Here is a 12,596-nt window from a genome sequence, read left to right on the forward strand (position 1 = left end):
CAACTCGACCGATCTTACAAGCGCTGGTCGCGGGAATCCGATCCGTCATCATCGGGTTAACACTGATAACGTCGCCTGTTAACACCGTTATCATCGGCCGCAATGGTGCAATGGCCATCCCGGCGATGTCACCTCGAAGGAGTAGATCGATGAGCTCGATTTCGTACGAAAAGGACGGTGCCGTTGGCATCGTCAGCATGGCCAAGCCCCCCCACAACCTGATCGACAACGCGATGCTCCAGGAGCTTGCGTCAACCTACGCGAGGGCGGTCGAGGAGGGATGCCGCTCGATCCTGCTGCGAAGCTCGATGCGTCACTTCTGCGCCGGCGCCGACCTCGACGTCCTCGCGTCGGAGCGTTGGGATCAGAAGGCGCTTGCGAGACTCTGGGCATCGCTGGAAGACGTGCCGATCCCGACGGTCGCGGCCGTTCACGGTGCGGCACTGGGCGGCGGCTTTGAGCTGGCGTTGATGTGCGACATGATCATCGCCGCCGACACGGCTTCGTTCGGCATGGCAGAGGCCTCGCTCGGGCTGCTGCCGCTCCTCGGAGGCGTCCAGCGCGTCGTGCAGCGCGCAGGCCTGGCGCGTGGAAAGGAAATGGCTATGTTCGGCCGCCGTCATGATCCTCGGGCGCTCGAGCGCTGGGGCGTGGTCAACCTGGTCGCGGCGGAAGCCGAACTTCCCAGCGTCGCGGTCTCGTGGGCCCGACAACTCGCGGCCGGAGCGACTGTGGCGCTGCGCGGCATCAAGACCGTGGCGAACCTGTCCGCCCGCAGCGGCATCTCGGCTGCCGACGCGCGACAGGAAGAGGTCAACACGTCGATGTGGAATAGCGCCGACCAGGCACGCGGCCTCGCAGCCTTCGCGGCTACCGGCCCGGGCTCCGCTGTCTTCCAAGGAGATTGACATGAGCGCGCCACTGGAAGGTCTGAGGGTCGTCGATTTCACCCGCGTGCTGTCCGGTCCGGGCTGCACCAAAGCGCTGCGTGACCTGGGTGCCGATGTCACCAAGATCGAGCCGCCTGCAGGCGACGTGGGCCGGGCGGGCGTACCGCATATCGGCTCCATGTCGACTTACTACGCGCAGCAGAATGCCGGCAAGCGGAACATCAGCCTCGACCTGAACTGGCCCGAGGCGCGCGAAATCGTTGCGAAGCTCTGCGCAGATGCCGACGTGATCGTCGAGAACTTTCGTCCTGGAACGCTCGCGCGCTTCGGCTTCGGATACGACGACGTTGCGAAGTTCAATCCGAAGATCGTCTACGTTTCGATCAGCGGCTACGGTCAAACCGGTCCGTGGCGCAATCGCCCGGCATTTGCGCCGACGGTCCATGCCGAGACGGGCCTGACGGACATCCTTCAGAAGCACTACGAGGGCGCGATGGTCGAGATGCGCAACGACGCATGCAGCCATGCCGATGTCTACACGGGGCTCCACGGGGTCATCGCGGTGCTGGCTGCATTGCAGCATCGGTCACGCACGGGAGAGGGTCAGTACGTCGACGTCTCGATGGCAGCGACGATGCTGTCCGCCAACGAACGGGCCGGCGCGCAGTTGTCAGGGCTGGATGTGAACGATGAACCGTACGCCCTGAGCGCCAACGAGTCGCCGATCTTCGAACTGCCGGACGGCCGGCGCCTGACGATCGCGACAAGCCCGGTGTTCTCGCCGATGTTCATTCGGTACTGCTCGATGATGCGCCGCACCGATCTCCTCAAGGATCCGCGCTTTGCCACGGCGACTCTTCGAAAGCTCAACCTTTCGAGCTTGATGGCCGAGGTCAAGGCCTGGATCCTGACCTTCACCGATCTGGACCAGCTCCAGGCGCAAGTCAGCGAGGCGGGCCTGGCCATCGGCGTGGTGCGCAGCACGCAGGATCTCGCGGATTCCGAGTGGGCGAAAGATTGGGGCGCGGTCGTCGAAGTCGAAGACCGTGAAGGCGGCACAGTCCGCATGCCTGGACCTCCATGGCGCTTCGGCCGCTCCCAGCTGCCGCCACCGGGCTTGCCCTACTTCCAGGGAGAGAGCAACGAGCAAGTGCTCTGCGAGCTGGGGATTCCCGCCGAGCAGATCGAGACATTGCGCAAGCAAGGCGTTCTGCGAAGCCGTCGCAGCCCGGCTGGTGCGTTCGACTGAAAGAGTCCGAGGCGAACCCATGCGCACGATCGATCGAACCCACGATGCCGCGGCGACAAGTTGGCTGGGGAGCGCGAACGCGCCAGGCACCGACTTTCCGATCCAGAATTTGCCGTTCGCCGTGTTCCGAAGGGCAGCGAGCCGCGAAACGCCACGCGGCGGCGTTGCCATCGGCAACGAGGTCTTGGACCTGGCCGCCTTGAGCGGAACCCAGTGCCTTGACGGCTTGGCGCTGCAAGCCGCGCAGTCCTGTGCCGCACCGGTGCTCAACGACTTCTTCGCCCTGGGGCCCGTGGCTTGGCGCACATTGCGGGGCGCACTCTTCGACCTTCTGCACAAGGGCATGGCCGACACCACACCGTCGCACGTCCAGGCGGTCCGAGGCTGCCTGGTTCCGCAATCCGACGTCGAGCACGTGCTTCCCGTTCGGATCGGCGACTACACGGACTTCTACACATCGATCCATCACGCACGAACGATCAGCCGCCTGTTGGACCCGAAGGGCGAGGTACCTCGGAACTTCCAATGGGTGCCCACTGCGTACCACGGACGGGTGTCTTCCATCGGGGTCGCCGGGCAGCAGTTCCGGCGCCCGCATGGCCAAGCGCTGCGCGACGGAAGCAGCACGCCCGAATACGGACCTTCCAGGCGGCTCGACTACGAACTCGAGCTCGGCATCTACGTCGGCGCAGGCAATGCGCTCGGCGAGCGCATAGCGCTCTCGCGCGCCGAGGACCACGTCTTCGGCATCTCGTTGCTCAACGATTGGTCAGCGCGCGATATCCAGGCCTGGGAGATGGCGCCGCTCGGCCCCTTCCATGCAAAGAACTTCGCGACCACCGTTTCGCCCTGGATCGTTACCATGGACGCACTGGCCCCCTACAGGAAGCCATGGACCCGCCCCGCGGCCGAGCCACAGCCATTGCCATATCTGGAGAACGAGTCTCATCGCGCAGGGGGAGCCATCGATATCCGTCTCGAGGTGTCGATCGAGACCCATCGCATGCGCGAGGCCAGGCTTGCGCCCGAGCCGATGTCACGCACCAGCTTCTGTCATCACTACTGGTCCATCGCGCAGATGGTCACGCACCACGCTGCAGGCGGCTGCAATCTGCAGGCCGGCGATCTGCTGGGCAGCGGCACGATCTCGGGGCCAGAGCCTGCCGAAGCGGGCGCGCTGATGGAGCTTGCGCTTGCCGGCAAAAAGCCGGTGCAACTCAGCAACGGCGAGCGTCGAAGCTTCCTGGAGGATGGGGACGCGATCATCTTCCAGGGGTGGTGCGAGCGCGAGGGATTCAATCGCATCGGCTTTGGCTTCAACCATGGGCTGGTCCTCCCGGCGTTGTCGCGATCCGAGGAATAGTTTCGTGCCCGCCCAGTCCGCTTTCCGGTCTTTCGTCGACTGACAACCACATCGGAGTTCATCATGAAGACTAGCAATCAAGCTGCCGGCCGCCTCGTCGGCTGGATCATCGCGATCGTGGCCCTGCAGCCCTTCGGCGCCGTTCAGGCGCAGGCGCCTTCCACCAAGCCGGTGGTGCTGCGCGTCGCCTATCCCGCGGGTGGCCCTGCAGACGTCGCGGCGCGCAAGATCCAGGTGCCGCTGCAGTCGGCACTCGGGCAGACGGTCATCGTCGAAAACCTGCCCGGCGCGGGCGGATCGATCGCCGCGGCCAACGTGCTGAACGCGTCGCCCGACGGCCAGACGCTGCTGGTGACGACGGGCAACGACATGATCCTGTCGCCACTCGCGATATCGCAGGTGAAGTACAAGCCCGAGAACTACCGGCTGCTGGCGACCATCCTGCCGACCGATTTCACGCTGGTGACGAGTGCCGAGCACGCCTTCGCCAATGTCGACGAGCTCATCGAGCATTCGAGGAAGGCAGGCAGCAAGGAAATGACGGTCGGCAGTTGGGGCTACGGCTCGGCGCCCTACCTGGTGGCGGCGGACTTCGGCGCCGCCACGGGCGCGCGGCTGATGGATGTGCCCTACAAGGGGGCCGCGCCTGTCATCCAGGCACTGCTCAGCCGCGAGATCGACATGGCCTTCGTGCCGCTCGCGCCCAACGTGCTGGAGCTGGTGCGCACGGGCAAGATCAAGGCGATCGGCGTTGCGAACACGAAGCGCAACCCCTTCCTGGCCCAGGTACCGACGCTGAGCGAAGGCAAGTACCTCAAGAACTTCGTCTACAGCGCATGGGCGGCTGTCTTCATCCCCGCGGCGGCGCCTCCGTCGGCAGCAGCCAGGCTCAGCAAGGACTTAGCAGAGATCGTGAAGGGCGACGAGTTCCAGCGCTTTCTTCGCGACTCGGCCGCGCTGCCTGTCGAACCCCTGACGATCGCACAAGCCGAGGCCTTCTATAGGCAGGAGATCGAGAAGTTCCGCCGCATCGCCAAGCTCGTCAAGCTCGAACCACAGTAGCAGGAGTTCCCATGACCAACGCCCCCCAAGTACAGGACATCTCGGTGACGACCTCCGTCCTTCCCGTGGACCATGTGAAGATCACCACGCCGAAGCCCTATGCCGATGTCAAGGCGGCGCTCGAATCCAGGCTGGGCCGGCTCGACGACGCGATTCGGGATCTGTTGAAGAAGAACGAGATCGAAGCGGTCCGCGCCGCCTTGCAAAAGGCCGCTGGCGAGGATGGCCTTGCCATCCACTACGTCGGCCCGCATGGGGACTGGCTGGCGCTGAAGGGCGAACGCAGGAAAGCAACCGCGTACCTGATCGGCAACGTGCTGTACGCCGTGCAGATGACGAGCATCGATCTTGCGGCTGGTCTCTATGCGCCGCTGCGGGTCGTGCTCTATGAAAACCCGAATGGCGGCTCGACCTTCGAGTACGACAAGCCGTCGACGCAGTTCAGCCAGTTCGGGCAACCGGAGATCGACCACGTCGCGGCAATACTCGACGAGCGGCTCCAATCGGTGCTGGTCAAGGTCGGTACGCCATGACAAGCGCTTGCCTCAGGAACCTCGCCTGGATCGCTGCAGCGAGCGTTCTTGCGCTCGCCTCGTCGCTCTCGTGCGCAGACAGTTATCCCTCGCGGCCCGTCAAGATCGTCGTGCCGTACACCGCTGGCGGCCCCGTGGATCAGCTGGCGCGCGGACTCGCGGAGCGGCTCGGCAAATCGTCGGGGCAGCCGTTCATTGTCGAGAACAAGCCGGGCGGCAACACCATCGTGGCCGCTTCGATGGTCGCCAAGGCGCCGGCAGACGGCTACACGCTATTCATGGCCTCGTCCGCCAGCCTGGCCGTGAATCCGCTGGTCTATCGGAAACTCGCCTACGACCCCGATCGCGACTTCGCAGCCGTTTCCTTGGTCGCCTCGGCACCGCTGGTGATGGTGGTCGGAAACTCCACGCCGGCCACCCGCCTGAAGGACTTGATCCCCTACATCCGCAGCCGCGAAGGCAGCTTTGCCTATGCGTCGAACGGCAATGGCAACCCGCTGCACCTGGCCTGTGCGCTCTTCGGATCGATGGCCAACGTGGACATGCTCCACGTGCCGTACAACGGCACCGCGCCAGCCCTTGCGAGCGTGCTTGCAGGCGACACGCAGATGACCTGCGACATCGTGCTGAGCTCGATGCCGCAGATCAAGGCGGGGAAGCTCCGAGCGATCGGCATCGTGGGGCCTCAGCGCGTCGCAGCGCTTCCCGATGTACCGACGCTGGCGGAAGAAGGGCTGCTCGGTGTCGACGCTGCCGTCTGGTTCGCGCTGGTCGCGCCGGCGGCCACGCCCCCCGAGGTCGTGACCAAACTGAACAAGGAAGTGGTCAAGGCCATCGACGATCCGGCCATGAAGGCGCGCTTCAACGCCATGGCGATGGAGCTCGGCAGCAGCTCGCCGCAGGGCGTCGTCGACCTGACGAACCGTGAACGCAGCAAGTGGGCGGCTGTCGTCCGCAAGTACGACATCAAGGTCGAATGAGGCTCGGGACAATGACCGCGAGTGCGTTCAAGATGCAAGCGCCGGAGGAGTGCGTGATCGTCGGCGGATGCAACGGCCTGCACTGCATTCCGGCGACGCAACGAGCCGACTACTATCGGGCGCAGAAGCTCATGGCGATGCTCGGCCTTGTCTGCCTGCCAGTGCTTCTTTTTCTTCTGTACTGACAAGGACCTGAGAATCGAAGATGCCGTATCTGCAACTGGACGTGAACGAGAGCTACCCGATTGAATCGAAGAAGGAGCTGGCCCTGCGGATGAGCAGGACCTATGCATCGATGATGAGCGTGGATATCCGTCGCATCACCGTGGCGGTCCGGGAACTTGGCCCCGGAACTGTCTGGCGCATTCCGGAGGCCGATGCAGAGCCCGTTCCAGTGGCACTGCTGATGCTCGACATCCGGCGAGGACGATCCGCCGAGCTTCGGATGGAGGTTGCTAAGGCCCTTTGCGCACATTGCATCGAGATGCTGGGCCTGCGCGAGGACCGGCTGAATGTCGAATTCACTCAGCACGATGGCGATGAGATGTACCACCCGGCCCTTGGTGGATACAGCCCGGACTGGAAGCTCGGCGAGGGGTGAAGTCTCGTTCTGCTTCTCCCCGATTTTTTTGCTCGATAGGACATCATGAAAATTCTCTTGCTCGGCGCTGGCGCAATGGGCGGCTACTACGGCGCCAGGCTGCTCCAGGCAGGCGCAGACGTGACCTTCCTCGTTCGGCCATCGCGCAAGGTGCAGCTCCAACGGGATGGGCTCACCGTGCGGGGCGAACTTGGCGACTTTGCCGGGCCTGTGCATACGATCACCAGGGACGAGCTGAAGTCGCCGTTCGATCTCGTCGTGGTCAGCTGCAAGGGCTACGACCTGGAAAGCGCCATCAACGACATCGAGCCGGCAGTGGGGCCTCGCACGGGTGTACTTCCCTGGCTGAACGGAGTGGCGCCCTACGATCGACTGGACGGCGCCTACGGCCGCGACCGAGTCCTTGGCGGCGTTGCCTATGTGGCGACCGCGCTTCAACCCGATGGTGTGATCTCGCAGCAGGGGCGCCAGGACAAGGTGATTATTGGCGCTCGCACAAAGCTGCTGCAGCCTCTGGCAAGCCGCTTTCACCAACTACTATCCAGAACGCCGGGTGAGCGGTTGCTGAGCACCGACATCGAACAGGCGCTTTGGGACAAATGGGTCATGCTCTGCGCGGGCGCAGCGATGAACTGCCTCATGCGGGGCAGCGTCGCTGACATCCTCGGCACCGATGGCGGTCATGGACTGATGGAAGGGATGATTGCCGAATGCCTGGAAGTAGCGTCGCGTGAAGGGCATGCGCTGAGCGACTCAGCTGCATCGCTGATCTATGCACGGCTCTTGGACATCAAGTCGTTATGGGCCGCCTCGATGATGCGCGACATTGCTGCGGGTGCCCCGCGGCTCGAAACACAGACGATCGTAGGCGACATGGTGCGACGGGCGTCCGCACATCGACTGACCACGCCCTTGCTCCGTGCGGCTCACTGCCATCTGCAAGTGTACGAATCGAGGTAGCCAGCACAAGGGAGGACGCGAGGTCCGGCACCAGGCCGATGTTGACGGCGGACTGGCCCTCCCTGGCCTTCACCGGGTCAGCAGGCGCATGAGGCTCGCGAAGTCCTGGACCTTGTCCAGGTTCAGCAACTGGGTCACCACCTGGTCGACGTTGCGCGGGGCGATTACACCTTCGGCGTTGCGGACGAACTTGGCCACCAGTTCCTCGGTGGTCATGGTGCTCTTGGGGTCCGGCGAGGGGCTGCCCTTGGGGTAGCGCGCCTCTTCCACGAAGGACTTGCCGCGCGCACGCACCTCGATGCGCGCCGGCCGGCTGGCGGCGTTGCCCGTCACGAGTTTCTCGTAGTCCGGATGCACCTCGAAGCTGACCTTGTTCATCAGCGCGAGCACCGAGGGATCGAACACCACCTCCGGGGACTGCCACTTCTTGCCCGGCGGAATGCGGTGCGCACCGACCGACAGGCCGTGGGCCACGCTGAACTGCGCGTCGGTGACGTGCTCGATCTTGCGCGACAGCCAGATGGGTTGCATCACGAAGGCTTCCACGCAGGCGTTGATGCCCTCGATCTCGTTCGGCCGGATGTCGTTCGTCTCGACGATCCCGATCAGGCAATCCAGCAGTGCGTGCAGGATGCGGCAGTGCGGGTACGGCTTGTATGACTGCTCCAGCGGAAAGTACCACTCCGATCCCAGTCCGGGAAGGATGCGCTCCGGTGCCCAGCGCGAGCTGCCGATAAAGCGGCGGTAGCCGAACTCGCCGTCGTCCAGGATCTGCAGGTCGCCGCGGTGCCCGAGCTCGGCCATGTGGGCCGCGGTCATCGCAGCCTGCGCCAGCGGCCCGGCGGCCGTGTACTTGACGGTCGTGGCGGGCGCATGCTGGGACCAGCACCAGTGGGAGTTGACGGGCGAGATGCTGCCGGCGATGCCGAGGCCGTGGGCCAGCGTTTCCTGCGAGTGCCGCTTGAGGCGCCCGATGGCCGCAGCGGCACCGAACACGGTGCTGGCATAGCCGAAGACCGGCGGGGGCGACACCTTGCCGTCCTTGATGTCGCGCAGGTAGTCCATGGACTTGCCGATGCGGTTGGACATCTCGTGCGACAGGGCGACCGCGCACAGCATTTCCTTGCCCGACACATGGCCCGCTTCGCCGACGGCCAGCGCGCCCGGGATGACGTAGGGGCTGACGTGGCCGGGCGGCAGGATGGCGTCGAAGTCGAGCGCGTTGATCAGCTCGCCGTTGGCGAAGGCCGCCGCCACCGTCGACACGCGCTCCGCGGTGCCGAGGATGCTCGCCTGGTTGCCGGGCGTGCCCGCGCCCATCAGGCGCGCGTATTCGACACCGATGGTGCCCTTTGAATGGCTGAGGCCTCCGAGCCCGCAGCCGATGGCGTCGATCAGCAGGCGCTTGCTTTCCTCCACGACGTGCGCAGGCAGTTGCTCGAAGCGTAACTGGGAAGTGAATTCGGCGAGGGTTTCAACAATGGTTGTCATGCAAGTACACCTTTCTGAATCAACATTCGCCTATTGCGGCTCTATGCCCGCCTTCTTGACCACGTCCCGCCAAAGCTCGATCTCCTGCAACTGGAACTTGGTCATGGCATCGCCACAGATGGACAAGGGAGACAGGCCGCGCTTTTCAAGGTTCGATGCGGCAACGGGGCTCTTCATGGCCTGGGTCATGATTTCGCGCAGTTGGGCGACGACAGCTGGAGGCGTCTTGGCAGAAACGTAGACCCCAAACCAGGGTCGAATCTTGTAGCCTGGCACGCCGATCTCGGTCCCGGTGGGGGTGTCGGGCAGTGCGCGGATCCGGCTGGCGCCCGCAACCGCAAGGGGGCGGAGCCTGTCGCTTTGATAGAACGGGGCGGCCGACACGTCGTCGATGAAGATCAAGTCGACCTGGCCGCCCGCCACGTCGGACAGGCCGTTGGCCGAGGCCTTGTACGGCACGCCCGTGAACTTCAGACCTGCCGCCTGCTGGAACAGCTCGCCTGCCAGCCGCGTGGAGGCGGTGGAGTAGGCGAATGTCAGCGCGCCCGGCCGAGCCTTCGCTGCGGCGATGAGCTCGGCCGCGCTCTTGATCGAATGGGAGCCCGTGATGTTCATCACATTGCTTGTGCTGCCCACCGTGCAGATCGGCGTGAAGTCCTTGATCGGATCGAACTGCATGGTCTTCTTCCTCACCGGATCGAGCACCGGGATGGAACTGCTCGTGAACATGACGGTGTGACCATCGGGCTTCGCGTTGAGAACTGCCATGGCTCCGATGGCGATCCGTTGCAAGTTTCTCCACGGGTTTCCGGCCGGGCGCATCGCGTCCGGCTTTTTTTAACCGGATCAGGAGGAAAACGCAGGGCCGTTCGGCTTCATCCGCATGCCCGCCCGGAGATGCTTCCACGGCAGCTCCGCCGGATCGGCGATGAACGGTCCCGGCGCGCGCACCACGAGAATCTCTTCGGCGATGGCGGCGAAATCGGCCCGGAAGTGGACCGAGCTCTTGTTCACGAGGATCTTCATCCGCTCCGGATCGATGCCGACCGTGCGATACATGTTCCTGTCGAGGAGCTGCGCCTTGGCTGAACTCACCGCAATGCGCACGCCGTCGATCCGCAGGCGTGCCATCGGCCCCAGGTCGGCCTGCTTGCCATTCATCATCGGCCCGCCGTAGACAAACCTGCCATCGGAAAGCGCTTCGACTTCATAGCTCGCGCGCAGCGGCTCGTCGCCCTCGACCTGGGGGCATCCGCCGAGCGCGATGTCGATACGGCGGCCCACACCCGCTTCGTGTGCTGCCGCCGCGGCGGCGGGGTCGCAGATCAGGCCGATGGCCGCGTCCCTCGCGCCATGCTTCAGCAGCGCCCGCAGCATGCCCATGGAGTTGGAGTCGCCGCCGACGCCGGGGTTGTCCTGGGTGTCCGCGATGATCACCGGGCGGCCCGCCGCCGCCGACACGCGCATGGCCCGTTGCACCGCTGCATCGGGCTCGTCGAACTGCACCGCCCATTGGTCTTCGGGGTGGCATACGCGCGCGAACAGCGTGTCGACGGCCCGTTCGACCTCGGCCTTGTCGAAGCCATAGCCCCAGACGACAGGTCCGCATTCGGCGAAGTCGGCTGCCGGGAAGCCGGGGGCAAAGGAGAGCGAGAGCACGTGCGGCTCCAGTCCCTCCAGCAGGTCGTACACGCCGCGCGCGGGCTGCATCATGGTGGACATGCTGTTCACCGGAATGAGAAAGGGCACGCGCCGCACCACCAGCTGCGCCGGCTGGTCCGTGCGCGTCAGCGCCATCAGGAGCTCGCCGGCCCTGCGGCCCGTATCGGCCATGTCGACGTGCGGATAGGTGCGATAGGCGACCACGCCATTTGCCAGGGACAGGATCTGCTCGGTGACGTTCGCATGGGAATCGAGCGAGACCACGATCTTCATCGCCGGCCCCACGACCGCACGGATGCGCGCCAGCAGTTCGCCTTCGCCATCGTCGAGATGCTGCGCGACCATGGCGCCGTGCAGATCCAGGTAGATGGCATCGAAGGACGCCGTTCTCGCGGCCTGGACGATCTCGCCGGCGATGCGTTCGTAGGCGTCGGTCGTGACGTGGGCGGATGCGCCTGCGCCAGCCCAGATGACGGGCGTGACGCTGTGACCTTGCGCGCGCACGAAGTTGATGAAGCCACTGATGGGCAAGTTGACGTTCAGCAAGCCCAGGATGTCTTCGCCGCGCGCGAGCCCGGGGAAGTCTTCGCCGCGAACGAAGCTTTCATACGTGGCCAGGGTCGGAGCGAAGGTGTTGGTCTCATGCTGGAAACCGGCGACGAGGATGTTCACGGGAGGCTTTCTTCGAATGGGTGGGGGCGCGTCACTGGGCTGTCAACTGGATGGAGCGCGCCATCTTCTTGAACTTCTCCGTCTCGTCAGCGTAGAACTTCGCGGAGGTCGCCAGGGACTGCGGCTTCATCGGCTGGACGCCGGATTGTGCGAGCGCCTTCGCCATCTCGGTGGAGTGGATGGCCTGCTGCGAGGCCTCCAGCAGCACACGCAGGCGATCGTCCGGAATGCCGCTCTTGGCCATGACGGCCAGCCAGATCGAATACACGAACTCGCTCTTCTGCGCGATGCCGCTTTCGGAGACGGCCGGCACATCCGGCAGCGTCGGCATGCGCCGGGTGTCGAGCACGTTGAGCGCCTTGATCTTGCGGCTCTCGAGCATCTGGATCGAGGCGCCGAGATTCGGCAGGATGGTCATGTCGACCTGCTGGCCGACGAGGTCCTGCATCATCGGCGTGGCGCCCTTGTAGGGCACGTGAAGCAGCTTGGCGCCGGTGGCCTGCGCCAGGTATTCGGAAACGATGTGGTACATCGACCCGTGGCCAGGGCTGCCGAAGGTCAAGCTCTGGCTGCCGGGCTTCCTGCCCGCCGCAATGATTTCCTCGAGGGAGCTGAAGGGCAGGTCGTTGCGGGCCATCACCACCAGCGGATGGTTGGAGATCGGCGCCAGCAGCGCGAGCTCTTCCGGCTTGTACTTGGCCGAGGCGTTGGACAGCGGCGCGAGGATCGCCTCGTTGGGCGAACCCATGATCAGGGTGTAGCCGTCGGCCGGCCGGCTCAGGAGCCGCTGCACCGCGACCGCGCCGCCGGCGCCGGGCAGGTTCTCGATGATGAAGGGCTGGCCCAGCAGCTTCGTCATCGACGGCTGCATGGCGCGCGCCAGCACGTCGGCAGGACCGCCCGGCGGAAAGGCGACCAGCATCGTGACCGGCTTGGATGGGAATGTCTCTGCTGCGAGGGCCGGTGCGGCGGTCATCACGCCGCCGAGCAAGGCAGCGGTCAGCGCCATCACGCGGGCGATGGGGTTCCTGGGGGTGTGTCTCGGCATGTCGTCCTCTTTCCTTTGAACAGCGTCTGTGGCGGGTGCGGCGTAGGGGTGAGGCGAATTGTTTGATGTAGCATGAGTTCGAGCA

At 64.8% G+C, this 12,596-nt stretch carries 13 protein-coding genes; 9 read left to right on the forward strand and 4 right to left on the reverse strand.

What is annotated here, in order from left to right; translation table 11 throughout:
* Positions 1-149: 149 nt before the first annotated feature.
* The 9 genes from AC3A6X_RS07950 (at position 150) to AC3A6X_RS07990 (ending at position 7,638) form a co-directional block, all read left to right on the forward strand.
* The gene (locus tag AC3A6X_RS07950) at positions 150-908 is read left to right on the forward strand and encodes an enoyl-CoA hydratase/isomerase family protein (protein WP_487841666.1); all 759 of its coding nucleotides are present in this window, start codon (positions 150-152) and stop codon (positions 906-908) included.
* Between the two features lies 1 nt (position 909).
* Complete coding sequence (locus AC3A6X_RS07955; protein WP_487841667.1) at positions 910-2,139, forward strand: CaiB/BaiF CoA transferase family protein; 1,230 nt, start codon at positions 910-912, stop codon at positions 2,137-2,139.
* A gap of 19 nt (positions 2,140-2,158) precedes the next feature.
* Positions 2,159-3,502, forward strand: coding sequence for a fumarylacetoacetase (fahA, locus tag AC3A6X_RS07960; protein WP_487841668.1), 1,344 nt, complete (start codon positions 2,159-2,161; stop codon positions 3,500-3,502).
* Between the two features lie 63 nt (positions 3,503-3,565).
* The gene (locus AC3A6X_RS07965; RefSeq protein ID WP_487841669.1) at positions 3,566-4,564 is read left to right on the forward strand and encodes a tripartite tricarboxylate transporter substrate binding protein; all 999 of its coding nucleotides are present in this window, start codon (positions 3,566-3,568) and stop codon (positions 4,562-4,564) included.
* Between the two features lie 11 nt (positions 4,565-4,575).
* Positions 4,576-5,097 (forward strand): DUF302 domain-containing protein, encoded by a 522-nt coding sequence (locus tag AC3A6X_RS07970; protein WP_487841670.1) that lies wholly within the window; start codon positions 4,576-4,578, stop codon positions 5,095-5,097.
* Positions 5,094-6,077, forward strand: coding sequence for a tripartite tricarboxylate transporter substrate binding protein (locus tag AC3A6X_RS07975; RefSeq protein ID WP_487841671.1), 984 nt, complete (start codon positions 5,094-5,096; stop codon positions 6,075-6,077). Before AC3A6X_RS07970 ends, AC3A6X_RS07975 begins: the two co-directional genes overlap by 4 nt.
* Before the next feature lie 11 nt (positions 6,078-6,088).
* Complete coding sequence (locus AC3A6X_RS07980) at positions 6,089-6,262, forward strand: hypothetical protein (RefSeq protein ID WP_487841672.1); 174 nt, start codon at positions 6,089-6,091, stop codon at positions 6,260-6,262.
* Positions 6,263-6,282: 20 nt separating this feature from the next.
* A complete protein-coding gene (locus AC3A6X_RS07985; protein WP_487841673.1) occupies positions 6,283-6,678 on the forward strand; it encodes a tautomerase in 396 nt (131 codons plus the stop codon).
* A gap of 45 nt (positions 6,679-6,723) precedes the next feature.
* Positions 6,724-7,638 carry a 2-dehydropantoate 2-reductase gene (locus AC3A6X_RS07990; protein ID WP_487841674.1) on the forward strand — a complete coding sequence of 305 codons (915 nt, stop codon included), beginning with the start codon at positions 6,724-6,726 and terminating at the stop codon, positions 7,636-7,638.
* 69 nt (positions 7,639-7,707) lie between these two features.
* Here the strand turns inward: AC3A6X_RS07990 and AC3A6X_RS07995 are convergent, their stop codons facing one another.
* The 4 genes from AC3A6X_RS07995 to AC3A6X_RS08010 are packed head-to-tail and all read right to left on the reverse strand — an operon-like array spanning position 7,708 to position 12,511.
* Positions 7,708-9,129: an MmgE/PrpD family protein gene (locus AC3A6X_RS07995; protein WP_487841675.1), complete on the reverse strand. Its 1,422-nt coding sequence runs from the start codon at positions 9,127-9,129 to the stop codon at positions 7,708-7,710.
* 30 nt (positions 9,130-9,159) lie between these two features.
* On the reverse strand, positions 9,160-9,921 hold the full coding sequence (locus AC3A6X_RS08000) for a Bug family tripartite tricarboxylate transporter substrate binding protein (protein WP_487841676.1): 762 nt from the start codon (positions 9,919-9,921) through the stop codon (positions 9,160-9,162).
* Positions 9,922-9,975: 54 nt separating this feature from the next.
* Positions 9,976-11,463, reverse strand: coding sequence for a M81 family metallopeptidase (locus tag AC3A6X_RS08005; protein WP_487841677.1), 1,488 nt, complete (start codon positions 11,461-11,463; stop codon positions 9,976-9,978).
* A 31-nt stretch (positions 11,464-11,494) separates the two neighbouring features.
* The gene (locus AC3A6X_RS08010; protein ID WP_487841678.1) at positions 11,495-12,511 is read right to left on the reverse strand and encodes a tripartite tricarboxylate transporter substrate binding protein; all 1,017 of its coding nucleotides are present in this window, start codon (positions 12,509-12,511) and stop codon (positions 11,495-11,497) included.
* Positions 12,512-12,596 lie beyond the last annotated feature (85 nt).

This window comes from Variovorax sp. Soil_C_12 (assembly GCF_057657375.1).

Excerpts from the sequence above, each read along its gene's own strand:
- AC3A6X_RS07950 (WP_487841666.1), top strand. The coding sequence starts at position 150 with ATGAGCTCGATTTCGTACGAAAAGGACGGTGCCGTTGGCATCGTCAGC.
- AC3A6X_RS07955 (WP_487841667.1), top strand. The coding sequence starts at position 910 with ATGAGCGCGCCACTGGAAGGTCTGAGGGTCGTCGATTTCACCCGCGTG.
- fahA (WP_487841668.1), top strand. The coding sequence starts at position 2,159 with ATGCGCACGATCGATCGAACCCACGATGCCGCGGCGACAAGTTGGCTG.
- AC3A6X_RS07965 (WP_487841669.1), top strand. The coding sequence starts at position 3,566 with ATGAAGACTAGCAATCAAGCTGCCGGCCGCCTCGTCGGCTGGATCATC.
- AC3A6X_RS07970 (WP_487841670.1), top strand. The coding sequence starts at position 4,576 with ATGACCAACGCCCCCCAAGTACAGGACATCTCGGTGACGACCTCCGTC.
- AC3A6X_RS07975 (WP_487841671.1), top strand. The coding sequence starts at position 5,094 with ATGACAAGCGCTTGCCTCAGGAACCTCGCCTGGATCGCTGCAGCGAGC.
- AC3A6X_RS07980 (WP_487841672.1), top strand. The coding sequence starts at position 6,089 with ATGACCGCGAGTGCGTTCAAGATGCAAGCGCCGGAGGAGTGCGTGATC.
- AC3A6X_RS07985 (WP_487841673.1), top strand. The coding sequence starts at position 6,283 with ATGCCGTATCTGCAACTGGACGTGAACGAGAGCTACCCGATTGAATCG.
- AC3A6X_RS07990 (WP_487841674.1), top strand. The coding sequence starts at position 6,724 with ATGAAAATTCTCTTGCTCGGCGCTGGCGCAATGGGCGGCTACTACGGC.
- AC3A6X_RS07995 (WP_487841675.1), bottom strand. The coding sequence starts at position 9,129 with ATGACAACCATTGTTGAAACCCTCGCCGAATTCACTTCCCAGTTACGC.
- AC3A6X_RS08010 (WP_487841678.1), bottom strand. The coding sequence starts at position 12,511 with ATGCCGAGACACACCCCCAGGAACCCCATCGCCCGCGTGATGGCGCTG.